This is a genomic window from Actinomycetospora callitridis, from assembly GCF_028737265.1.
Lineage (GTDB): Bacteria > Actinomycetota > Actinomycetes > Mycobacteriales > Pseudonocardiaceae > Actinomycetospora > Actinomycetospora callitridis.
The window spans coordinates 26,126-47,982 of the sequence record NZ_JAQZAK010000018.1 but is presented as its reverse complement, the minus strand read 5'-3'; the positions used below and the strand labels follow the sequence as shown (position 1 = coordinate 47,982).

Sequence of the window (21,857 nt, the reverse complement as noted above, 5' to 3'; positions counted from 1 at the left end):
ACTGGCAAACAAGACCAGGTGCACTCAAAGAAACCCAAACCGACACCCGACAACAAACCCCGGATGCCGACGGGAAAAACCCACCAAACATTCAGCACACTGTTGAGTTCTCAAAGGACAACCACACCACCGTACAAGCCGACCCACAGGGCCAGACCTTCCGGAAGGCGACCTTCCTAGCCTAGTTCTCCGCGAGGCCCGAGGGCAACCCCTGATCTCGCGATGACCAGAACTCTACACACGCCCGAAACCTGCCCTCACGCGGGGGGTGGATCAGCGCGTCGTCCCTGGTCACCCGAGGTTCCCCCGCGCCCAGCAGGCGAAACGGCTCAGGCGCCGGCCAGCTCCACCCCGGCGGCGTTGCGCTTGCCCCGTCGCAGGACCAGCCAGCGGCCGTGCAGGAGGTCGCCGTCGGCGGGCGCCCAGTCCTCGGTCTCGATCTTCGCGTTGTTCACGTACGCGCCACCTTCGGCGATCGTGCGCCGGGCCGCGCCCCGCCCGGTGGCGAGGCCGGTCCCGACGAGCATGTCGACGATCGTGGGGCGCTCCGAGCGCTCCGCCGTGTACGACGGGATCTCGGCGACCGCGGCGGCGAGCGTCTCGGCGTCCAGCTCGCGCAGCTCTCCCCGTCCGAACAGCGCGCGGCTCGCGGCCTCGGCCCGCTCGACCTCCTGCTGACCGTGCACCTGCGCCGTCACCGCCCGGGCCAGGGCCCGCTGGGCCTCGCGCGCCTGCGGCTTCTCCTCGGTGAGCCGCTCGAGCTCCTCGATCTCCTCGCGCTCCAGCCACGTGAAAGCGCGCAGGTACGTGCCCACCATCGCGTCCTCGGCCTGGATCCAGAACTGGTAGAAGGCGTAGGGGCTGGTCATGCTCGGGTCGAGCCAGACCGTGCCCGACTCCGTCTTGCCGAACTTGGTGCCGTCGGCCTTCGTGATCAGCGGTGTCCCGAGCGCGTGCAGCGACCGCCCCTCGACGCGGTGGACGAGGTCGGTGCCCGCGGTGAGGTTGCCCCACTGGTCGCTCCCCCCGGTCTGCAGCGTGCAGCCGTACCGGCGGTGGAGCTCGAGGAAGTCGTAGGACTGCAGCAGCTGGTAGGAGAACTCGGCGTAGCTGATGCCCTCGTCGGACTCCATCCGCCGGCTCACCGCCTCCTTGGCGAGCATCCGCCCGACCCGGAAGTGCTTGCCCACGTCGCGCAGGAAGTCCAGCGCGGAGAGGCCCTCGGTCCAGTCGAGGTTGTTGACCAGCAGGGCCGCGTTCTCGCCCGCGTCGAAGTCCAGGAACGGGCGCAGCTGCGCGCCGAGCTTGTCGACCCACTCGGAGACGACCTCACGGTCGTTGAGGACCCGCTCGGACGTCGGCTTCGGATCGCCGATGAGGCCGGTCGCGCCACCGACGAGGGCGATCGGACGGTGCCCGGCGCGCTGGAACCGGGCGAGCGTGAGCCACTGCAGCAGGTGCCCGATGTGGGCGCTGGGCGCGGTGGGGTCGATCCCGGAGTAGAGGGTGACCATCCCGGCGTCGAGGTCGCGGCGCAGGGCGTCGAGGTCGGTGCTCTGGGCGATCAGGCCCCGCCAGGCGAGGTCGTCGAGGAGGTGCGGGCCCCCGGTCGAAGCGGTCACGGCGCCATTCTCGCGCGCGGGCTCACCAGTCGGGACCGTCGGCCCGCGCCCGTCCCGCCTTGTAGGGCGTCACGGCCCGGGAGCCCGCGACCCAGAACCGCCACGGACGCTCCTGGCCCGCCGCGACGCCGACGCGCGGACCGGTGCGGACCTCGGCGTCCGGCACCCGCTGCCCGGTCTCGAGCCGGACCGGCGAGGACGAGGACAGTACGTCGATGCCGTTGTGCTCGCGCCCGAGCCCGAGCAGGGCGCACAGCCGGGCGGGGCCCCGGGCCAGCTCGGCGTCGCGTCCCCGCGCCGTGGGGCGGCGGGCGTGCGCGAGTCCCAGGTCCGAGATCACCTCCCCGGCGCGCAGCAGCACCGCACCGGCCTCGCCCTCGGTGACGCAGACGACGTTGGCGCAGAAGTGCATGCCGTAGACGAAGTAGACGTAGAGGTGCCCGGCCGGTCCCCACATGACGGCGTTGCGCGGGGTCTGTCCCCGGAAGCAGTGCGACCCGGGGTCGTCCGCGCCGCGGTACGCCTCCACCTCGACCACGCGCACGCGCACCTCCCCCTCGGGGGTGTCGGCGACGAGCTCCGCGCCGAGCAGGCGGGGGGCGGCCTCGAGCACGTCGACCGACAGGTCCGAGGCGTCCAGCAGCGTCATCGCCGCTGATCCTCCCCCGCGTGGCCGCACCGTCAGCGCGGCGCCCCCGTCCGCGCGAGGTACTCGTCGGCCCGGATCGCGCGGGGCTCGTCGTACCCGACGGGCAGGTGGACGCGGCCCGAGGTCGTCCGGAAGTACACCTCCCAGGCGTGGAAGGCCAGGAACGCGCGCTCGTCGGACGCCATCACGTCGGCGTAGGCGCGCACGGCGCGGACGTAGCGCGGGTCGTTGTTGTAGCGGCGCAGCGCCCGGTCCACGCCCGTCGCGGTGTCGGCCCCGTTGGCCTGCAGGTAGTTCGCCGCCCCGAGGATCGCGTCGCGGGGGTCGTAGACGTCGCCACCCAGCCCGTAGCTCGCCCAGGTGGACGGCATGAACTGCATCGGTCCGCGCGCCCCGGCCTCGGAGTGCGAGGCGATGCGTCCCATCCGGGACTCGACGAGGTTGACCGCGGCGAGGACGTGCCACGGGACGCCGAAGCGCTGCTCGGCCTCGGCGTAGAGGGCGCGCAGCCGGTCGGGCGGGAGCGGCTCGGCGATGCGCCACGCCGGGAGCTCGTCGCCGGGGGTGCCCTTCGCCATCGCGAGCAGGTCCCGTCCCGCGGTGACGATGCGGTTCGTGACGTCGGCGGGGCCCGGTGGCAGGGCGGCGAGGACGGGGGCGAGCCGCTCGGGGTGGAACGCGAGCTCCTCGTACGCGACCTGGGCGGTCCGGGCCGCGGCCGCGACCTCGCGCGGCGGCCGGGCGGGGTCGGCGATCGTGGCGTGGGCCGTGTCGATCTCCCTGGCCAGGGCCGCGGGGTCGCTGGAGACCGTCGGGCCGTGGGGGCCGATCGCGTCGGTCGACGGTGCCGGTGTGGCGGCCGGGACGGGTGCGGCGGGGGGCGGCGTCGGGGTTGGGTCGGCGCATCCGGCGAGCGCGGCGACCAGGGCGGCGACGACCGCGAGTCGCCGACCCCACCGTCCCCCGTTCACGGTGTCCGAGCGTAACGACGTCGGGCATCCTCGGGCGTGGCCGAGGAGGGCTCATGACCGCGTCCACACGGACGGAGGACCTGCTGCGCGGGCTCCGGGGCCGCTGCCTGGCGCTCCCCGAGGTGACCGAGGGCCCGACGCACGGCGCGCCGACGTGGTTCGTGCGCCGGCGGTCGTTCGTCAAGTTCGTGGATCCCGCCGGCCACCGGCTCGACGAGCGGAGCATCGCGTTCCGGGCGGCGGCGCCGCCCGGGGCCCGCGACGAGCTGATCGCCGCGGACCCCGGGCAGTACTTCGTCCCGCGGTTCGGCGGGCGCGAGTGGGTCGGCATGCGCCTCGACACCCCGGGCCTGGAGTGGGCGGAGGTCGGCGAGATCGTCACCGACGCCTACCGGCGGGTCGCCCCGAGGTTCCTGGTCGCGCGCCTCGACCGCGACCACGGACCGTGAGCCCGAGGTGCCCAGCCCGATCGTCTGCGTGGCCCTGTCGGCGTGTCCCCCGATTCGGACAGACTCGACGTCTGCGACGGTCCGTCGCTGACACGAAGCCGGGTGACCGTCAGCGACGGTCGATCGGGCGCCCGGCCCAGGCGTGGGCCTCGATCGCGGCGGCGAAGACGCGGTCGAGCTGCTCCGACACGCGCTTCGGGGCGGTGCCGCCGTGCGCGTCGCGCGAGGCGATCGAGCCGGCGACCGTGAGCACGGCGCGGACGTCGGGGGTCAGCGCCGGGTCGCACTCGGCCAGCTCGGCGTCGGTGAGCTCGTCGAGCCCCACGCCGCGGGACTCGGCCGCGCGGACGCAGGCGCCCGCCGCGGCGTGGGCCCGGCGGAACGGCACGCCCTGGCGGACCAGCCACTCGGCAAGGTCGGTGGCCAGCGTGAAGCCCGCCGGGGCGAGCTCGGCGAGACGGTCGGTGTGGAACGTCAGCGTCCTGATCATTCCGGCCATCGCCGGGAGGACCATCGCGAGCTGGGCCGCCGAGTCGAACAGCGGCTCCTTGTCCTCCTGCAGGTCCCGGTTGTACGCGAGCGGCAGGGCTTTGAGGGTGGTCATCAGGCCCGCGAGGTTCCCGACGAGCCGGCCGGCCTTGCCGCGCGCGAGCTCCGCGACGTCCGGGTTCTTCTTCTGCGGCATGATCGACGACCCGGTCGACCAGGCGTCCGCGAGCGTCACGTACCCGAACTCCGCGGTCGCCCAGAGGATGACCTCCTCGGCGATCCGGGAGAGGTCCACCGCGATCTGGGCCAGCACGTACGCGCCCTCGGCGGCGAGGTCGCGCGACGCCGTCCCGTCGATGGAGTTGTCGACGGCGTCGACGAACCCCAGGTCGTGGGCGACGGCCGCCGGGTCGAGGCCCAGCGAGGTCCCCGCCAGCGCCCCCGACCCGTAGGGCGAGTACGCCAGGCGCCGGTCGAGGTCCCGGCACCGGCCGACGTCCCGCAGCAGGGCCTGGGCGTGCGCCGCCAGGTGGTGGGCCAGCAGCACCGGCTGCGCGTGCTGCAGGTGCGTGCGGCCGGGCATGGCGGCGTCCGGGTACGCGCGGGCCTGGATGAGCAGCGCGTCGACCACACCCGCCACGCCGCGCACCACCTCGCGCAGCTCGTCGCGCAGCCACATCCGCAGCTGGGTGGCGATCTGGTCGTTGCGGGAGCGGCCGGCGCGCAGGCGCCCGCCGACGTCCTCCCCCGCCCGTTCGATGAGACCCCGCTCGAGGGCGGTGTGCACGTCCTCGTCGTCCTCGGCGGGCAGGAACGCGCCGGAGTCGACGTCCTCGGCGAGGCGGCGCAGCCCGTCGAGCATGGCCTCGAGCTGCTCGTCGGTGAGCAGCCCCGCGCCGTGCAGCACCCGGGCGTGGGCGCGGGAGCCGGCGATGTCGTAGGGCGCGAGCACCCAGTCGAACTGCGTCGACTTCGACAGCGCCGCCATCACCGCGTCCGGTCCGGACGCGAACCGCCCGCCCCAGAGGGCAGACCCTTCCGGCATCAGCCCTGGTCCCGCTTCGCCGCGATCTTCGAGGGCAGGCCCCAGAGCTGGACGAAGCCCTTGGCCAGCGACTGGTCGAACAGGTCGCCCTCGTCGTAGGTGGCGAGGTTGAAGTCGTAGAGCGACTTCGCGCTGCGGCGCCCGGTGGGCACCGCGCGACCGCCGTGCAGCGTCATCCGGACCTCGCCGGTGACGTGCTCCTGGGTGGTGTCGACGAAGGCGTCGAGGCTGCGGCGCAGCGGCGAGAACCACAGGCCGTCGTAGACCAGCTCGCCCCAGCGCTGCTCGACCTGGCGCTTGAACCGCGCCTGCTCGCGCTCGACGGTGACGTTCTCGAGCTCCTGGTGGGCGGTGATCAGCGCGATCGCGCCCGGGGCCTCGTAGACCTCGCGGCTCTTGATGCCGACGAGGCGGTCCTCGACCATGTCCAGCCGCCCGATGCCCTGGGCGCCGGCACGCCGATTGAGCTGCTCGATGGCCTGCAGGACCGTGACCTTCTGGCCGTCGATCGTCACCGGCACGCCGGCCTCGAAGCCGACGACGACCTCGTCGGCGTCACGCGGCTCGGCGGGGTTCGCGGTGTAGGAGTAGACGTCCTCGATCGGCCCGTTCCAGATGTCCTCGAGGAAGCCGGTCTCGACCGCGCGGCCCCAGACGTTCTGGTCGATCGAGTACGGCGAACGCTTGTTGACGTCGATCGGCAGCGAGCGCTCCTCGGCCCACTGGATCGCCTTCTCGCGGGTCCAGGCGAAGTCGCGGACCGGGGCGATCACGTCGAGATCCGGCGCGAGCGCGCCGACGCCGACCTCGAAGCGCACCTGGTCGTTGCCCTTGCCGGTGCAGCCGTGGGCGACGGTCGAGGCACCGTGGGCGCGGGCGGCGTCGGCGAGGTGCTTGACGATCAGCGGCCGCGACAGCGCCGACACCAGCGGGTAACGGTCCATGTAGAGCGCGTTGGCCCGCAGCGCCGGCAGGCAGAAGCCCTCGGCGAACTCGTCGCGGGCGTCGGCGACCGCGGCCTCGACGGCCCCGCAGTCCAGGGCGCGCTTGCGGATGACCTCCAGGTCCTCGCCGCCCTGCCCGACGTCGACGGCGACCGCGACGACCTCGCGCCCGGTCTCCTCCGCGATCCAGCCGATGGCGACGGAGGTGTCGAGACCTCCGGAGTACGCCAGCACGATCCGCTCGCTCACTGCTCTCCCTCTTCCTGCTCACGCTCGATGGTCGAGGACGACCGCGCCGTCGTCCGGGTGCTCAACGTCCGCAGCAGCGCCGCGAGACCTGCCCCGTCGAGGGGCTCGCGGGCGACGACGAGCACCGTGTCGTCACCGGCGATACAGCCGACCACCTCGGCCAGGGCCGCGCGGTCCAGTGAGCTGGCCAGGTAGTGCGCGGCCCCCGGTGGGGTGCGCAGCACCGCCAGGTTGCCGGAGTGGTCGGCGGAGACCAGCAGCTCGGCGAGCAGCCGGGACAGTCTGTCGGTGCCTCCGACGACGCCGCGCACCGGGCTGCCGTCGTCGGGCACGACGTAGCGGCCGACACCGCCGTCGGCCCCGCGCAGCTTCACCGCGCCCAGCTCGTCGAGGTCACGCGAGAGCGTGGCCTGGGTGACCTCGACGCCCTCGGACGCGAGCAGCGCCGCGAGCTCCGCCTGGCTGTGCACCTCGCGCTCGGTGAGCAACGAGACGACGCGAGCCTGGCGCGCGGCACGGCTCCCCATCGGCGTGCTCCTCGGGATGCCCCTGGTCTCGGTCATCGCGACCGCTCCAGCAGCCACGCCAGCACCGCCTTCTGGGCGTGCAGGCGGTTCTCGGCCTCGTCCCACACCGCCGACGCGGGCCCGTCGATGACGCCCGCGGTGATCTCGTCCCCGCGGTGGGCGGGCAGGCAGTGCAGGACGGTGACGCCGGCGCCCGCGCGGGCGACCGCGGCCTCGTCGAGGCGGAACGGCTCGAGCACCGCGCGGTCGCGGCCGTCGGACTCCTGCCCCATGGAGGTCCAGGTGTCGGTGACCAGCACGTCCGCGCCGTCGGCCGCGCCCGGGTCGTCGGTGACGGTGACCGAGCCGCCGGTCTCGACGGCGCGCACCCCGGCGTCCTCGACGACCGCCGCGTCGGGGGTGAAGCCCGTCGGCGCGGCGATCCGGACGTGCATGCCGGCGGTGGCGCCGCCGAGCAGCAGCGACCGGGCCATGTTGTTGGCGCCGTCGCCGAGGTAGGTCAGCGTGAGGCCCGCGGTGCAGCCGTGGCGCTCGACGATCGTCTGCAGGTCGGCGAGGACCTGGCACGGGTGGAAGCCGTCGGTCAGCGCGTTGACCACCGGCACCGTCGCGGCGCCGGCCATCTCCTGGATGCGCTCCTCGGTGCTCGTGCGCCACACGATCGCGTCGACGTAGCGCGAGAGCACGCGGGCGGTGTCGGCGATCGTCTCGCCGCGGCCGAACTGGGCGGCGTTCCCGTCGATCATCACGGGCGTGCCGCCGAGGGCGGCGATGCCGACCTCGAACGACACCCGCGTGCGCGTCGACGCCTTGTCGAACACCACCGCGACGGCCCGCGGGCCGGCCAGCGGCGTCCGGGCGAACGGGGCGGCCTTCATCGCCGCGGCGAGCTCCAGCACCTCGGCCTGCTCGGCCGGGGTCAGGTCGTCGTCGCGCAGCAGATGACGGACAGGAGATCCCGCCGAGGCGGAAGCACCCTCGCCGCTCCTCCGTCGCGTCGGGCCTGCTTCGCCGGCGGGTGGCACCGGTGCGTCGGTCGTGGTCACGAGCCCGCCGCCTCCGCGGCGGCCGCGCCCTGGTCGAGCACCTCGGGCAGGACGGCGAGGAAGCCGTCGAGCTGGGCGTCGGTGACCACGACCGGCGGCGCGAGCCGCACCCGCTCCGGGACGGCGTTGTTGATCAGGTAGCCGGACTCGCGGGCCGCGGCGGTGACCTGGGTGGAGATCGGGCTGCGCAGGGCGATCCCGATGAGGATGCCGACCGCGTCGACGTGGTCGACCTGACCGTGGCCCAGACCCTCGATCCGCGTGGCGACGTCGCGACCCAGGGCGGTGGCCCGCTCGAGCAGCCCTTCGGAGGCGATCGTGTCGAGGACGGCGAGCGCCGCGGCGCAGCACACGGGGTTGCCGCCGAAGGTGGTGCCGTGCTGGCCCGGGCCGAGGAGGTCGCCGGCCGCCCCGACCCCGATGCAGGCGCCGATCGGCAGCCCGCCGCCGAGGCCCTTGGCCAGCGTGACGACGTCCGGGACGACGTCGGTCCGCTGGTGGGCGAACCACAGGCCGGTGCGCCCGACACCGGTCTGGACCTCGTCGAGCACGAGCAGGGCGCCGCGCTCGGTGGTGATGTCGCGGGCGGCGCGCAGGTACCCGTCGGCGGGGACGATGACGCCGGCCTCGCCCTGCATCGGCTCGAGGAACACCGCAGCGGTGTCGTCGTCGACGGCCGCGCGCAGCGCCTCGACGTCCCCGTAGGGCACGAACTCCACGCCGGGCACGAGCGGCTCGAACGGCGTCCGCTTGGCCGGCTGCCCCGTCAGCGAGAGCGCGCCCATCGTCCGGCCGTGGAACGCGTTCTCGGCGGCGATGATCTTCGGGCGCCCGGTGCGCCGGGCGATCTTGAAGGCGGTCTCGTTGGCCTCGGCGCCGGAGTTGCAGAACAGCACGCGACCCTCGTGGCCGAGCAGCCCGAGCAGGCGCTCCGCGAGCTCGACGGTCAGGGGGTTGATGACGAGGTTCGACGTGTGGCCCAGCGTCGCGACCTGCCGGGACACCGCCTCGACCACGGCCGGGTGCGCGTGGCCGAGCAGGTTGACCGCGATGCCGCCGAGCAGGTCGAGGTACTCGGTGCCGTCGGCGTCCCACACCCGCGCACCGTCGCCGCGCACGAGGCTGATCGGCGGCGTGCCGTAGTTGTCCATGAGCGAGGCGGCCCACCGACGGCGGAGGTCCTCACCGGCTGCAGCCGTCTCCTTGGCGATCGCCGTCATCGTCAGGCCTCCTTCCCGTCCGTCGGGACGACCATCGTCCCGACCCCTGCGCTGGTGAACACCTCGAGCAGCACCGAGTGCGCGACCCGGCCGTCGATGACGTGGGCGCGCGGGACACCGCCGCGCACGGCCCGCAGGCAGGCCTCCATCTTCGGGATCATCCCGCTGGCCAGGCTCGGCAGGAGCGTGGCGAGCTCGGTGTCGTCGATCTGCGAGCGCAGGCTCGAGCGGTCCGGCCAGTCGGTGTAGAGCCCCTCGACGTCGGTGAGGACGACGAGCTTGCGGGCGCCGAGGGCCTCGGCCAGCGCGGCCGCGGCGGTGTCGGCGTTGACGTTGTGCACGACGCCGTCGACGTCCGGCGCGACCGTCGAGACCACCGGGATGCGCCCGCCCGCCACGAGGTCGAGCACCGCCGCCGGGTTGACGTCGACGACGTCGCCCACCAGCCCGACGTCGACCGCCTCGCCGTCGACGGTCGCGGTGCGCCGGGCCGCGGTGAACAGGCGCGCGTCCTCGCCCGAGAGCCCGACGGCATAGGGGCCGTGGGCGTTGATGAGCCCGACGAGCTCGCGGCCGACCTGGCCGACGAGCACCATCCGCACCACGTCCATGGTCTCGGGCGTGGTGACGCGCAGGCCGCCGCGGAACTCGCCCTCCATGCCGAGCCGCCCGAGCATGCTCGTGATCTGCGGCCCGCCACCGTGGACGACCACGGGGCGGATGCCGGCGAGGCGCAGGAAGACCATGTCCTCGGCGAACGCCCGGCGCAGCGCGTCGTCGGTCATGGCGTTGCCGCCGTACTTGACGACGACCACCGCGCCCTGGAAGCGCTGCAGCCACGGCAGCGCCTCGGCCAGCACGCCGGCCTTGGCGGCAGCCGAGTGGAGACGGTCGGGGACGTCGGCGGGGACGGGGATGGACGTGAGCGTCTGGTCGGTGTCGATGTCGGTCATGTCGAAGCCAGAATCATGATGAATACGCGCTGTTCTCCTCGACGTACGCGTGCGACAGGTCCGTGGTGAGCACGGTGGCCCGCCCGTCGCCCAGCCCGAGGTCGACGTCGACGGTGACCTCCGGGCCGGAGAGGTCGGCCTTCGAACGGTCGCCGACGGCCGCAGCGGCCTCGCAGAGCAGCACGCCGTTCACGGTGACGCTCAGGCTCTGCGGGTCGACGTACGCCTCGCTCGCCCCGACCGCGGCGGCGATCCGGCCCCAGTTGGGGTCGGAGCCGAAGAGCGCGGTCTTCACGAGGCTGTCGCGGGCGATCGTGCGGGCGCCGAGCAGGGCGTCGCGGTCGTCGCGGGCGCCGGTCACGGTGACGGCGATCCGCTTGGTGACGCCCTCGGCGTCGGCCTGCAGCCCCTTCGCGAGCTCGTCGCAGACCTCGGTGAGCACCTCGGTGAAGGCGGCGGCGTCGGCCTCGATCCCGGAGGCCCCGGAGGCGAGCAGCAGGACGGTGTCGTTGGTGCTGGTGGCGCCGTCGATGTCGAGGCGGTCGAACGTCGTCGACGTCGCGGCGCGCAGGGCGGCGTCGGCGGTGGCGGCGTCCACGACGGCGTCGGTGGTGACGACGACGAGCATCGTCGCGAGGCTCGGCGCCATCATCCCGGCGCCCTTGGCGAAGCCGCCGACCGTCCATCCGTGGCGGGTGCGGGCGGCCTGCTTGTCGACGGTGTCGGTGGTGAGCACGGCGGTGGCGGCGGCGGTGCCGGCCTCCTCGCCGTCGGCGAGCTCCGCCGCGGCGGCGTCGACCCCGGCGAGGAGCTTCGACAGCGGCAGGCGCTCGCCGATGAGGCCGGTCGAGCAGACGGCGACCTCGATGGCCCCGCAGCGCAGGACGTCGGCGACCTTCTCGGCGGTGCGGTGGGTGTCGCCGAACCCGTCGGGCCCGGTGCAGGCGTTGGCCCCGCCGGCGTTGAGGACGACGGCGCGCAGGTCGTGCTCGACGAGCACCTGCTGCGACCACAGCACGGGGGCGGCCTTGACCTGGTTGCGGGTGAAGACCCCGGCGGCGACCTGCGTCGGACCGTCGTTGACCACCAGCGCGAGGTCGGGGCGCTCACCGTGCGCCCGCAGGCCGGCGCGGACGCCGGCGGCCCGGAATCCCCGGGCGGCGGTGACGCTCACGGGCTCACTCCTGTCGTCGCGAGCCCGAGGGTCTCGTCGAGCCCCAGGGCGAGGTTGACCGACTGGAACGCGCCGCCGGCGGTGCCCTTGGTGAGGTTGTCGATGACGGCGGTGACGACGAGGCGCCCGGCGTCGGGGTCGACGGCGACCTGGATCTGCACGGCGTTCGACCCGACCACCGACTTGGTCGCGGGCTGGACGCCGGCCGGCAGCAGGTGCACGAACGGTTCGGCGGCGTAGGCCTTGGCGTAGACCTCGCGGGCCTGGTCCTCGGTGACGGCGTCGTCGGCCAGCGGGGCGCTCGCGACGGCGAGGATGCCGCGCGGCATCGGGGCGAGGACGGGGGTGAACGACACCCGCACCGGCTCCGGGCTGACCGTCGCGAGGTTCTGGACGATCTCCGGGGTGTGCCGGTGCCCGCCGCCGACGCCGTACGCGGTGGCCGAGCCCATGACCTCGGAGCCGAGCAGGTGCGCCTTGGCGGCCCGTCCCGCGCCCGAGGTGCCGGAGAAGGCGACGATGCTGATGTCCGGGCGCACGAGCCCGGCCGCCACGGCGGGGAAGGACGCCAGGGTGCTCGCCGTCGGGTAGCAGCCGGGGACGGCGATGCGGCGGCTGCCACGCAGCGCCTCGCGCGCACCGGGCAGCTCGGGCAGGCCGTAGGGCCAGGCGCCGGCGTGCTCGCCGCCGTACCAGCGCTGCCAGGCCGCCGGGTCGGTCAGCCGGTGGTCGGCGCCGCAGTCGACGACGAGCACATCGTCCGGCAGCTGCGCAGCGAGCTCAGCAGAACGCCCGTGCGGCAGGGCGAGGAAGACGACGTCGTGCCCGGCGAGCTGCTCGGACGTGGACTCCGCGATCGTCCGGTCGGCGAGGGTGGGCAGGTGGGGCTGGTGGCCGCCGAGCGCGGTGCCCGCGGACTCCCCCGCCGTCACCGCCCCGATCTCGACCTCGGGGTGGCCCAGGGCGAGCCGCAGCACCTCACCCCCAACGTACCCACTGGCTCCGGCCACGGCGACGCGCATACGCATCACTATGCATGCTCACGGAAATCCATGCAACGAGGGGGTCAGCGACGGCGCCGCCCGGCCCGCCAGGTGAACGTGATCGTCTCGTCCGGGGCGAGATCGCGCCAGCGTTCCCGCAGCGTGCGCAGCTCCTGGACCGCGACCGAGGCCTGCGCCGCCGTGAACGGGCTCGGGCCGGCCTCGGTGATCCCCCACGCCCGGTCCAGCGCCGCCTTCGCCGACGGACCGTCGCCGTCGAGGCTCTGCTGGAGGACGCCGACGACGGTCTCGGCGAGCCGCAGCTCCGCCGCGTTCTCCCGCCGGACGGCGTCGGAGCGCTGCCGGCGGTCGTGGCGCAGGCGGCCGGACACGACCTCGACGCTGTCGAACAGCGCGCCCGCCTGCAGGGAGCCCCAGAGCCCGCGGGTCAGGCCCAGCGCGCGCTCGCCGATGAGGTGGACCGCGTCGTGCGGGACCTCCCCCGTGCGGTCGTAGGAGCGCAGCCGCAGCCGCACCCCGTCCTCCCGGTCGATGAGCGCGAGCGACCCGCCGTCGGGGCGCTTCGAGAACGCGACGTCCACTGCGCCATGCCACCACCGACCGGTGGCGGCGCGCAGGCGATTTCTCCCGCGGTCACTGGCTGGTGTCGCTCGCTGAGCGAGCGATACCAGCCGGTGACGGTCTCAGTTGCGGCGGCTGTGGTCGGCGCTCAGGGAGTGGCGGGGCCTGCTCGTCGACGGGTACGGCGCGCGGGGGCCGCCCGTCGACTCGTCGCGGGCGTCCGTCGGGAACGACGGGTGCGGCTCGCGGAACGACCCGGACGGGCTCGGGTCGCCCACCGGCTCCCCGAACGACAGCGACGGGCTGGGCTCGCGGAACGCGGGCAGCGGGTAGCGGTCGGCGGGGCCGCCCTCGACCGTGTGCTGCTCGGCGAACGGCAGCGACGGGTGCGGCTCCTGCGCGGCGTCCTTCGCGGCGTCCGGCACGGCGGGGACGTCGCCCGACTGCATCACGGCCATCTGCAGGGCCGGGATGCCCTGGGAGTCGGTGGCGCTCCGGAGCGGCTCGGCGGCCGGGTCGACCGGGGCCCGGCGGACGACGGGGCGCGACCCGGTCGCGGACGGGTCGGCGCCCCACGTCGGGATGCCGCCGGTGACCGGGAGGACGGGCAGCTCGCCGGTCTCGCCGGTCGCGTCCTCCTCGACGCGCGGGGCCACCGTCGGCGGTGCGTCGGCGTCGGGCACGGGGGCGGCGTCGCGGCGGCCGACGGCGACGAGGTCCCGGCCGAGCAGGCCGGACACGAGCCAGTCCAGGGCGATGCGCACGGTGCGGTCGGCGGTGGGCATCGCCCACAGGTGGTAGGCGCGGTGGAGCACGAACGCGGGCCACCCGGTCATGCGCAGCGGCCCGATCTGCGCGGCGCCGCGGCGGCGCCCCAGCCCGGCGACCGCGCCGGCGTTCTTGTGGCGGTAGCCGCGCAGCAGGCGCCCGGAGAGGAACGCGTCGACGTTGCGCGCGAGCAGCCGGGCCTGGCGGACGGCGTGCTGGGCGGTCGGGGCAGTGGTGGCCGGTTCGCCGGTGCGGGTGGTCGGGACGGTCACGTCCGGCACCGCGGCACAGTCGCCGGCGGTGAACACGTGGGCGCGGTCGCGCACCTGCAGCGTCGTCGCGCAGCGCACGCGGCCCCGCGCGTCGAGGGGCAGGTCGGTGCGCTCGAGCAGCGGGTTGGGCACGGAGCCGGCCGCGACGACGATCGTGTCGGTGGCGAAGGTCGTCCCGCCGGCGAGCACGACCTGCCCGCCCTCGACGGAACTGATCTTGGCGCCGACCCGCACCTCGATGCCGCGGCGCAGCAGCTGGGCGTGCACGCGGGCGGCGAGCGCCGGGCTGACCTCGGGCATGATCCGCCCGGCCGCCTCGAGCACCACCCAGCGGACCTCCTCGCCGATGTAGGCGGGCTGGTGACGGGCGGCGCGCCGCGTCATGTCCTCGAGCTCGCCGAGCACCTCGAGGCCGGCGAAGCCGCCGCCGATGACCGTGAAGGTGAGCAGGCGCCGGCGCTCGGCGAGGTCGGTCGTCGAGGCGGCGGCGTCCAGGCGGGACAGCACGTGCTCGCGCAGGGCGAGGGCGTCGGTCACCGAACGGAACGGGAGCGCGCGGTCGTCGAGACCGGGGATCGGCAGGCGGCGCGGGGCCGTGCCGGGCGAGACCACGAGCACGTCGTAGGTGAGCTCGCGGGTGCCGCCGTCGGGCAGGCTGACGACCACGCGGCGGCTGGAGTCGTCGACCGCGGCGACCGACCCGGTGATCACGTCGCAGCGTCGCAGGACCCGGCGCAGGGGCACCGTGAGGTGGCGCGGCTCGATCGCGCCGGCCGCCGCCTCGGGCAGGAACGGCTGGTAGGTCATGTGCGCCTGCGGGTCGATCACCGTGATGCCGGCGATGCCGGAGCCCGCGTCGCCCGCGCCGAGGTGGCGCCCGCCCCGCGTGCCGCCGGGGAGCCGCGCCTGCAGCGCCCGCGCCGCCACGAGTCCCGCGTAGCCGCCCCCGACGACGACCACGCGCGCCCCCTCGGCGCCGTCGCCGGTGCGCGCGCCGCGCAGCCGGACGAGGAAGACCACCGCGACGACGCAGAGGAAGCCGCCGAGCGCGGCCGCGCCCCACGCCGGCAGCGCGCCGAACGCCCACAGCAGCGCCACGACCACCGGCCCGATGACGAGCAGCGACCCGCGCCCGACCACGGAGTCCGCGGTGGCCCACCGGCCGCCCGTGTCCGGGGACGGGTCGAGCTGGTGCGGCTCGTCGGGCGCGCTGGACATGCGTGGATCTCCTCGCGATCGGGGTCGAGGCGGTCGGCCCGGGCGATGGGGGAGCCCCCGGGGTCACGACTCGGTCACGCTACGAAGCTCGATCATGTCCGGGGCGCCACCTGAGAACGCAACGCGCCGCGAGCCGTCCATCCACCCGTGCCGCGCGGTCACCGGTCGGGTGATCCTCCGATCGGGGGAGCAGAGGCCCTCATGGCTCTCAGGAACGGCGACGAGCGGTCCTCACGGGAGCCGAGCGTGCGTGCGCGCGACGGCGGTGTCGGACGGCGTCGACGTCTCCCGGAACCGCGTGACCTCCAGCCGCCCCCGGGGCTCCGCCCACGTCCCGACGATCCGGCCCCGGTGGACGACGGTGGAGCGGAACACCCCGTTGCCGCCCGGGACGATGCGGTCGCGCTCGGCGGCGTCGAGGACGTCGTCGCGACCCCGGTAGCCCAGCACGAACTCATCGAAGCCCGGCAGCAGGTGCACCCCGACGGCCTGGCGGCGGTGCGCGGCGAGGAGGTCGGGCACGGCGGGGTCCAGCAGGTACTCGACGCCGTCGACGTCCATCGTGGCGAGGTCGGGGCGCGCGAGCGCGACGCCGGTGCGGGCGTCGGCCGCGGGCAGGCTGGTCCAGAGCGCGAACTCGGCGGCGGGGACGGGCCCGTGCGAGCGGAAGTAGCGGCGCGCCCACTCCCCCAGCGCCTCGTCGCGCTCGAGCGTGCGGGGCGCCGGGATCCAGCGCGCGACGTCGACGATCACGGGCTCGGTGCCGTCACGCACCGGGCCGTCACGGACTGGGCCGTCACGCATCGGGCCGAAGCACAGCACGCCGGTCTGGGCGAGCTCGGCCAGCAGGTGGTAGCCGCGGCCCTTCACCGGCTCGAGCCCCGCCTCCTCCCAGACGGCGAAGAGCTCGGCACGGGTGGCGGGCACGGCGGGGAGGGCCAGCTCGCGGGCCCGGTCGATGTCGGCGTCGGTGAGGCCCAGCTCGACGCGCCGCCGGGCGGCCTGGGCGCGGGCCCGCGGCGTCCCGAGCGGGAGCATCCAGCCGAGGTCCTCGGCCGGGACGAGGTGCAGCGTCCCGCGCATCGGCCAGCTGCGGACGACCTCGCCGGCGTCGCAGGCGGCGACGACCGCCGCCCGCGACCGGCTCGCCGTCCGGAGCGCCACGGACCGGAGCGCACCCGGGAGGTCCTGGGCCTGGACGGCGCCGAGGTGGCGGACGACGTCGGCGACGTCGTCCGCCTGTGTCCCGACGACGCGTTGGGCGACCAGCCGCAGCAGCCCGATCTCGGAGGCGCCCCGGGTGCTCACACCCCGAGATGCTGCCGGAACCACGCGACGGCGGCGGCGTCGGCCTCCGCGGCGTGCGCGGTCTGCGGCGCCGGCTCGAGTCCCGGCTCCTCGGCGAGCGCGTGCCCCATGCCCTCGATCACGACGACGTCGGCGGGGCCGGCGGCGCCCGCCGCGAGGTCCCGGGCGGGACCGAGGAAGGCGGACGCGTCGTCCTCGGACCCCACGACCAGCCGCACCGGCGTCTCCCCCAGCTCGGCGGCCCGGGCGACGTAGTCCATCCGCGCGGCGACGGCGTCGGACTCGGACGACCACCGGTAGTCCACGCCGAAGAGCTCCCCGAGGATCGCGACGACCGGGCGCAGCTGGACCAGGGGGCTCAGCGCCACCAGCGCCGCCACGTCGTCCCGCCGTGTCGCCACCTCCAGCGCGACGCCCGCGCCGGCCGAGCCGCCGAAGAGCCCGAGCGGCCCCGCGGCGCCGAACCGTGCGCGCAACGCCTCCAGAGCCACGTCGAACTCGTCGGCCGCCTGGGCGTTGACCGGCCCGTGCATGAGCATGACCGCGTCCTCGTACCCGCGGCCCAGGAGCTCGTCCATCCCGCCCGCGGGCAGCCGGGCACCCATCATCGGCAGGCCCAGGTAGACCCGCCAGGCGTCGAGCCCGGCCAGCGGCAGCGCCGCGGCGAACGCGGCCTCGCTGCGCGGCGCGTCCATGAGGTGCCAGCCGACGAGCACCGGCGCGTCGGCACGCGGCCCGTTCTCCGGCGGCACGACGACGAACGGCACACCTGCGGCGGTCCCGACCTTGGCAGAGCTGGTGATCACGGCGTTTCCCTCCGTCGAACTGTACGGTGTCCAGCGTACTGGACGGTGTACAGTTCGTCCATGCCCAGGACCCCGGGTCAGCGTGCCGGACTCACGTACGACGCCGTGCTCGCCGCGGCGCGGGATGTGTTCGCCGAGCGCGGACGGGCCGGTCTCTCGATGCGCTCGGTGGCCGCACAGCTGGGCGTCGCCCCCAACGCGCTCTACAGCCACGTCGCGGACAAGACCGCGCTCGTCGACGCCCTGCTCGACGACGTGCTCGGCACCCTCGCTCCCCCGTCGGCCGACGCGGACCCGACGACCGGCCTCCGCGACGTCATGCTCGCGACGTTCGACCTGCTCGTCGCCCGCCCGGGCCTCGTGCCGGCCTACCTCGAGCGCCAGGGCGCGCGCGGCCCCCGTGCGCGGGCGCTGGGCGAGGCGATGACCGTGCTGCTCGCGCGGCTCGGCGTCGGCGAGGACGCGGCCGGGCGCGTGGTGCGGGCGCTGATCGTCCACACCCTCGGCTACGCGGCCCTGGCGACCGCCGACGACGCGACCCTGAGCCCCGCCCAGCTCCGCGCCGACCTCGAGGTCACGCTCGACTGGCTGCTGGTCGGCGCTTCGGGCTCGTGAGGGCCGGCCGGGGCTCGGATGTCCGCTCCCGGGCACGGAGCACGGCGGCGACGGTCAGCACGACCAGGGACAGCACCGGCAGGGGCCCGGTGACCGCGACGCCCAGGACCGTCTCGGCGATCGGGGCGAGGACCGCGAGGGCGAACAGCCACGCCGGCGCCGAACCCGGGCGCCGGACGGTCGCGGCACGACGCGTCCTCCCTCCCGGCTTCGCGACCGAGAGCCAGACCTGCACGGCGAAGGCGCCCGCCATCAGCGTGGCCGCAGCGCCGAGCCCGGCGACGCCGGCGGTACCCCCGCTCGTCACGGTGGTGACCGCCGCGTCCATGCGCGGCGACAGGATGCCGATGCCGAGGTAGAGCTGCCCGGTGGTGAGCACCAGTTTGATCGCCACCCAGCGGTGCAGCCAGAAGCCCCAGCTCGTCGTGGCCGCCAGCAGCAGCCCCGTCGCCGTCGCGATGTTCGCGGAGTACACGAGCAGGGTGGCGTCCAGGAGCTTCGCCGACGTCGCCGCGCCGACCCGGACGGGCGCCGACGCCGGCCCGATGGCCGTGAACAGCAGGACGGCCAGCGCCGCGGCCTGACTCATCCAGCTCACCGACGACGCCACGTGCAGCCACACGAGCAGCTGTCGCCACGTCCGAGCCGACATCGCCGTCCTCCTGTCTACCAACTGGAAGACAGAATGCCGCGGCGTCCGCTCGGGTGTCAACCACGTGGTAGACAGGCGCGGATCGAGTGCGTGGTCCTCTCGGCGTGCTCCCCTGATTGGGACGTCCGACGTCTGCGGCGCCACGCCGCTGACGTCCGAACGCTGCCGTTCAGACGCTGAGCAGGGAGACCAGCTGCTCGACGCCGGCGGCGGCGAGGCCGTCCGGCAGGGGCGCGCGGGTCTGGGCGCCGAGGCAGAACTCCATGAGCAGGCCGGCAGTGGCGTCGGGATCGAGGTCGGCGCGGAGCTCCCCCGCCGCCTGCCCCCGCGCCACGAGCGCGACGAGATAGCCCCGCCACCGGTCCATGTACCGCCCGAGGGAGGCGACGACCTCGTCCGCGTCGCCGTGGCGCAGGAGCTCCAGCATGGCCGCCGTGCGCGCGTCGTCGCCGTAGCCCGCGACCACGCCGTGCAGGACCCCGCGCAGCTCGTCGAGGGCCGTCGTCGCGGTCGAGCGCTCGACCAGCGGGACGGCGATGCCCTCGTAGATCAGGCCGTGGAGCACCGCGGCGACGAGGTCGGCCTTCGTCGGGAAGTAGTAGTGCAGGGTCGCGTGACTGACGCCGACCTCGCGCGCCACCGCCCGCACGCGCAGCGCCGGGAGGCCGTCGCGGGCGATCGTGGCCGTCGCCACCCGCACGATCTCCGCGCGGTGGTCGCCGCCCCCGGTGGCCGCCATGGCTGCTTCGTGCGCTGCGCCTGGACGCGTCAGCGCAGCCGCGCCCCGTGGCGCTCGGCGGCGGTTGCGACGGCGGCGTCGCGGCGGGCGGACGCCTCCTCGAGGGTCAGCGTCCGGTCCGGGGCGCGCAGGCGCAGGGCGAAGGCGAGCGAGCGGTTCCCCTCGCCCACCTGCGGGCCCGTGTAGACGTCGAAGAGCCGCACGTCCTCGACGAGGTCGCCGCCGCCGTCGCGCAGGGCCGTGACCACCGCGTCGGACGGGACGGCCGCGTCGAGCACGAGCGCGACGTCGAGCAGCACCGGCGGGAACGGCGACACCGCCGGCGACGGGCGTGCCTCGACGAGCGGGAGACGGTCGAGCTCGAGCTCCATCGCGCAGGTGCGCGCGGGCAGCCCGAGGGTCTCGAGCACCTTCGGGTGCAGCTCGCCCGCGTGGCCCACGAGGGTGCCGTCGGGCAGGTGCAGCGCCGCGCAGCGTCCGGGGTGCCAGGGCGCGTGCCGGTCGGAGGTCACGGTCAGCTCCGCGCCGTACACCTGGCCGACCAGGCGGGCCGCCTCGATCGCGTCCGCCCAGTCCGCGGGGCGTCCGGGACCCCACCAGCCGGCCCGGTCCCACGCCCCCGCGAGCACCGCACCCACCCGCAGTGGCTGGTCGGGCAGGCCCTCGAGCACGGTCGCGAACGCCGCGTCGTCGGGCCGGGCGTCCACCGGCAGCACCGGGGCCTCGGCCGGGCCGTCGGCGCCGGGCCGCACGACCTGGCCGATCTGGTAGAGCGCGAGGTCCCGCAGGCCGCGCGACACGTTGCGGACCACGGCGTCGAGCAGCCCGGGCAGCAGCGTCGTGGCCATGAGGGCGCGGTCGGCGTCGAGCGGGTTCGCCAGGCGCAGCGCGCGGCGGCGCGGGTCGCCGTCGTCGAGACCCAGCGCGTCGAACACCGACGGCGCGACGAACGGCGACGGCAGCACCTCGTCGTACCCGGCGTCGGCCAGCGCCCGCGACACCTGGCGACGGCGGCGCTGCCCGAGCGTGAGACCGGTGCCGGGGCGCGCGGCCGGCAGCTCCGAGGGGATGCCCGCGTAGCCCTCGAGGCGCAGGACCTCCTCGACGAGGTCGGCGGGGCGGGTGAGGTCGGGGCGCCAGGTCGGCGGGGTGGCGCGCACGCCGGCCTCGCCGCTGCCCCCGGGATCGGCGCCCGCGACCTCGACCGCACAGCCGATCTGGCTCAGCCGCCGCACCACCGCGCCGCGCTCGTAGCGGGTGCCGGCGACGCGGTCGGGCAGGTCGAGGGCCATGAGCACGGGGGCGGGGGCCGGCACGGGGTCGGAGAAGGGGCCCTCGTCGGTGACGCCGGACGACACCGTGGCGCCGCCGTAGTTCGCGAGCAGCCAGGCGGCGCGATCGGTGGCGGCCCGGGCGACCGCGGGGTCGACCTCGCGCTCGAAGCGGCGGGCCGCCTCGCTGGGCAGGCGGTGGCGTCGCGCGGCGCGGGCCACGGACGGCGCGTCCCACGTCGCGGCCTCGAGCAGGACGTCGGCGGTCTCCGGCCCGACCTCGGTGCTGGCGCCGCCCATGATCCCGGCGAGCCCGATCGGCCCGGAGTCGTCGGTGACGAGGACGTCGTCGGGGTCGAGCGCGCGCTGGGCGTCGTCCAGGGTGGTGATCTTCTCATCGGCCCCGGCGCGGCGGACCACGATGTCGCCGCTGAGCCTCGTCGCGTCGTAGGCGTGCATGGGCTGACCGAGCTCGAGCATCACGTAGTTGGTGACGTCGACGGCCAGCGAGATCGGGCGCACCCCGCACAGCAGGAGGCGACGGCGCAGCCACCACGGCGACGGGGCGGTGGGGTCGAGGTCGGTGACCCGGCGGGCGACGAAGCGCCGGCAGCCGGACGCGGGGTCCAGGTGCACGGGCCACGCGTCGCCGTCGGGGGTCGGCAGCTCGAACCCCATGAGGGCCGGGTCGCCGTAGGGCGCGTCGAGCGCGCACGCGAGCTCCCGGGCGACCCCGCGCACCGAGAGCGCGTAGCCGCGGTCGGGCGTCACGGCGATGTCGAGGACCGCGTCGTCCAGGCCGAGCAGCGTCGCGCCGTCGTCGCCGGGGTCGGCGGTGCCGGGCGGGAGCACGAGGATGCCGCTGTGGTCATCGCCGAGGCCCAGCTCGTCGAGCGCGCAGATCATGCCGTCGGAGACGTGCCCGTAGGTCTTCCGGGCCGCGATCGCGAAGTCGCCGGGCAGCACGGCGCCGGGGAGAGCGGCCACGACGAGGTCGCCCTCGACGAAGTTGGTGGCCCCGCAGACGATGCCGCGGGTGCCCGCGCCGTCGCCCTCGGTGTCGTTGTGCTCCGGTCCGACGTCGACCCGGCAGTAGCGGATCGGCTTCTTGAACTCCGTGAGCTCCTCGATCGACGCGACGCGGCCGACGACCAGCGGGCCCGTGGTGGCGGGGATCGGGAGGACGTCCTCGACCTCGAGCCCGACCCGGATCAGCGCCTCGCCGACGGCGTCGGCCGTCAGCGGAGCACCGTCCGGGGGCAGCTGGACGTGCTCGAGGAGCCAGGAGACGGGGACGCGCACTTC

Annotated in this window: 21 protein-coding genes; 3 read left to right on the top strand and 18 right to left on the bottom strand. The window is 75.2% G+C overall.

The window, feature by feature from the left end:
* Positions 1–185, top strand: a 185-nt coding sequence (locus PH191_RS29760; protein WP_274198247.1) for a hypothetical protein, incomplete at its 5' end; no start/stop codon positions are given.
* A 144-nt stretch (positions 186–329) separates the two neighbouring features.
* Here PH191_RS29760 and tyrS read toward each other — a convergent pair.
* The 3 genes from tyrS to PH191_RS29745 are packed head-to-tail and all read right to left on the bottom strand — an operon-like array spanning position 330 to position 3,242.
* Positions 330–1,622 carry a tyrosine--tRNA ligase gene (gene tyrS, locus PH191_RS29755; RefSeq protein ID WP_274198246.1) on the bottom strand — a complete coding sequence of 431 codons (1,293 nt, stop codon included), beginning with the start codon at positions 1,620–1,622 and terminating at the stop codon, positions 330–332.
* Between the two features lie 22 nt (positions 1,623–1,644).
* Positions 1,645–2,271 carry a DNA-3-methyladenine glycosylase gene (locus PH191_RS29750; protein ID WP_274198245.1) on the bottom strand — a complete coding sequence of 209 codons (627 nt, stop codon included), beginning with the start codon at positions 2,269–2,271 and terminating at the stop codon, positions 1,645–1,647.
* 32 nt (positions 2,272–2,303) lie between these two features.
* On the bottom strand, positions 2,304–3,242 hold the full coding sequence (locus tag PH191_RS29745; RefSeq protein ID WP_274198244.1) for a lytic transglycosylase domain-containing protein: 939 nt from the start codon (positions 3,240–3,242) through the stop codon (positions 2,304–2,306).
* 53 nt (positions 3,243–3,295) lie between these two features.
* Between PH191_RS29745 and PH191_RS29740 the strand changes: the two genes are divergently transcribed.
* Entirely contained in the window at positions 3,296–3,691 is a 396-nt protein-coding gene (locus PH191_RS29740; RefSeq protein WP_274198243.1) for an MmcQ/YjbR family DNA-binding protein, read from the top strand.
* Between the two features lie 109 nt (positions 3,692–3,800).
* Here PH191_RS29740 and argH read toward each other — a convergent pair whose 3' ends face one another.
* From argH to PH191_RS29680, 12 genes are all read right to left on the bottom strand, one after another.
* Complete coding sequence (argH, locus tag PH191_RS29735) at positions 3,801–5,225, bottom strand: argininosuccinate lyase (RefSeq protein WP_274198242.1); 1,425 nt, start codon at positions 5,223–5,225, stop codon at positions 3,801–3,803.
* Positions 5,225–6,418, bottom strand: a complete 1,194-nt coding sequence (locus tag PH191_RS29730; protein ID WP_274198241.1) for an argininosuccinate synthase — start codon at positions 6,416–6,418, stop codon at positions 5,225–5,227. Before PH191_RS29730 ends, argH begins: the two co-directional genes overlap by 1 nt.
* Entirely contained in the window at positions 6,415–6,945 is a 531-nt protein-coding gene (locus tag PH191_RS29725) for an arginine repressor (protein WP_274198240.1), read from the bottom strand. The genes PH191_RS29730 and PH191_RS29725 overlap by 4 nt, the downstream gene beginning before the upstream one ends.
* Before the next feature lie 32 nt (positions 6,946–6,977).
* Complete coding sequence (argF, locus tag PH191_RS29720; protein ID WP_274198250.1) at positions 6,978–7,886, bottom strand: ornithine carbamoyltransferase; 909 nt, start codon at positions 7,884–7,886, stop codon at positions 6,978–6,980.
* A 101-nt stretch (positions 7,887–7,987) separates the two neighbouring features.
* Positions 7,988–9,211 carry an acetylornithine transaminase gene (locus PH191_RS29715; RefSeq protein ID WP_274198239.1) on the bottom strand — a complete coding sequence of 408 codons (1,224 nt, stop codon included), beginning with the start codon at positions 9,209–9,211 and terminating at the stop codon, positions 7,988–7,990.
* 2 nt (positions 9,212–9,213) lie between these two features.
* The gene (gene argB / locus PH191_RS29710) at positions 9,214–10,164 is read right to left on the bottom strand and encodes an acetylglutamate kinase (RefSeq protein ID WP_274198238.1); all 951 of its coding nucleotides are present in this window, start codon (positions 10,162–10,164) and stop codon (positions 9,214–9,216) included.
* 13 nt (positions 10,165–10,177) lie between these two features.
* Complete coding sequence (argJ, locus tag PH191_RS29705; RefSeq protein ID WP_274198237.1) at positions 10,178–11,338, bottom strand: bifunctional glutamate N-acetyltransferase/amino-acid acetyltransferase ArgJ; 1,161 nt, start codon at positions 11,336–11,338, stop codon at positions 10,178–10,180.
* A complete protein-coding gene (argC, locus tag PH191_RS29700) occupies positions 11,335–12,366 on the bottom strand; it encodes an N-acetyl-gamma-glutamyl-phosphate reductase (protein ID WP_274198236.1) in 1,032 nt (343 codons plus the stop codon). The genes argJ and argC overlap by 4 nt, the downstream gene beginning before the upstream one ends.
* A gap of 38 nt (positions 12,367–12,404) precedes the next feature.
* Positions 12,405–12,923 carry a hypothetical protein gene (locus PH191_RS29695; protein WP_274198235.1) on the bottom strand — a complete coding sequence of 173 codons (519 nt, stop codon included), beginning with the start codon at positions 12,921–12,923 and terminating at the stop codon, positions 12,405–12,407.
* A 102-nt stretch (positions 12,924–13,025) separates the two neighbouring features.
* The gene (locus PH191_RS29690) at positions 13,026–15,161 is read right to left on the bottom strand and encodes an FAD-dependent oxidoreductase (RefSeq protein ID WP_274198234.1); all 2,136 of its coding nucleotides are present in this window, start codon (positions 15,159–15,161) and stop codon (positions 13,026–13,028) included.
* Positions 15,162–15,392: 231 nt separating this feature from the next.
* A complete protein-coding gene (locus PH191_RS29685) occupies positions 15,393–16,469 on the bottom strand; it encodes a winged helix DNA-binding domain-containing protein (protein WP_274198233.1) in 1,077 nt (358 codons plus the stop codon).
* A complete protein-coding gene (locus PH191_RS29680) occupies positions 16,466–17,275 on the bottom strand; it encodes an alpha/beta hydrolase family protein (protein WP_274198232.1) in 810 nt (269 codons plus the stop codon). Before PH191_RS29680 ends, PH191_RS29685 begins: the two co-directional genes overlap by 4 nt.
* Positions 17,276–17,335: 60 nt before the next feature.
* Here PH191_RS29680 and PH191_RS29675 point away from each other — a divergent pair, with 60 nt between their 5' ends.
* On the top strand, positions 17,336–17,890 hold the full coding sequence (locus PH191_RS29675) for a TetR/AcrR family transcriptional regulator (protein ID WP_274198231.1): 555 nt from the start codon (positions 17,336–17,338) through the stop codon (positions 17,888–17,890).
* On the opposite strand, the gene PH191_RS29670 is transcribed toward PH191_RS29675, so the two are convergent.
* From PH191_RS29670 to pheT, 3 genes are all read right to left on the bottom strand, one after another.
* A complete protein-coding gene (locus tag PH191_RS29670; RefSeq protein ID WP_274198230.1) occupies positions 17,850–18,542 on the bottom strand; it encodes a hypothetical protein in 693 nt (230 codons plus the stop codon). The genes PH191_RS29675 and PH191_RS29670 overlap by 41 nt on opposite strands.
* A gap of 169 nt (positions 18,543–18,711) precedes the next feature.
* A complete protein-coding gene (locus PH191_RS29665; RefSeq protein ID WP_274198229.1) occupies positions 18,712–19,281 on the bottom strand; it encodes a TetR/AcrR family transcriptional regulator in 570 nt (189 codons plus the stop codon).
* Between the two features lie 29 nt (positions 19,282–19,310).
* Positions 19,311–21,854: a phenylalanine--tRNA ligase subunit beta gene (pheT, locus tag PH191_RS29660; protein ID WP_274198228.1), complete on the bottom strand. Its 2,544-nt coding sequence runs from the start codon at positions 21,852–21,854 to the stop codon at positions 19,311–19,313.
* Positions 21,855–21,857 lie beyond the last annotated feature (3 nt).

Bases quoted from the DNA above. Each gene is read 5' to 3' on its own strand.
- PH191_RS29750 (WP_274198245.1), bottom strand. From the start codon at position 2,271: ATGACGCTGCTGGACGCCTCGGACCTGTCGGTCGACGTGCTCGAGGCC.
- PH191_RS29740 (WP_274198243.1), top strand. From the start codon at position 3,296: ATGACCGCGTCCACACGGACGGAGGACCTGCTGCGCGGGCTCCGGGGC.
- argH (WP_274198242.1), bottom strand. From the start codon at position 5,225: ATGCCGGAAGGGTCTGCCCTCTGGGGCGGGCGGTTCGCGTCCGGACCG.
- PH191_RS29725 (WP_274198240.1), bottom strand. From the start codon at position 6,945: ATGGGGAGCCGTGCCGCGCGCCAGGCTCGCGTCGTCTCGTTGCTCACC.
- PH191_RS29715 (WP_274198239.1), bottom strand. From the start codon at position 9,211: ATGACGGCGATCGCCAAGGAGACGGCTGCAGCCGGTGAGGACCTCCGC.
- argB (WP_274198238.1), bottom strand. From the start codon at position 10,164: ATGACCGACATCGACACCGACCAGACGCTCACGTCCATCCCCGTCCCC.
- argC (WP_274198236.1), bottom strand. From the start codon at position 12,366: ATGCGTATGCGCGTCGCCGTGGCCGGAGCCAGTGGGTACGTTGGGGGT.
- PH191_RS29690 (WP_274198234.1), bottom strand. From the start codon at position 15,161: ATGTCCAGCGCGCCCGACGAGCCGCACCAGCTCGACCCGTCCCCGGAC.
- PH191_RS29675 (WP_274198231.1), top strand. From the start codon at position 17,336: ATGCCCAGGACCCCGGGTCAGCGTGCCGGACTCACGTACGACGCCGTG.
- PH191_RS29670 (WP_274198230.1), bottom strand. From the start codon at position 18,542: ATGTCGGCTCGGACGTGGCGACAGCTGCTCGTGTGGCTGCACGTGGCG.
- PH191_RS29665 (WP_274198229.1), bottom strand. From the start codon at position 19,281: ATGGCGGCCACCGGGGGCGGCGACCACCGCGCGGAGATCGTGCGGGTG.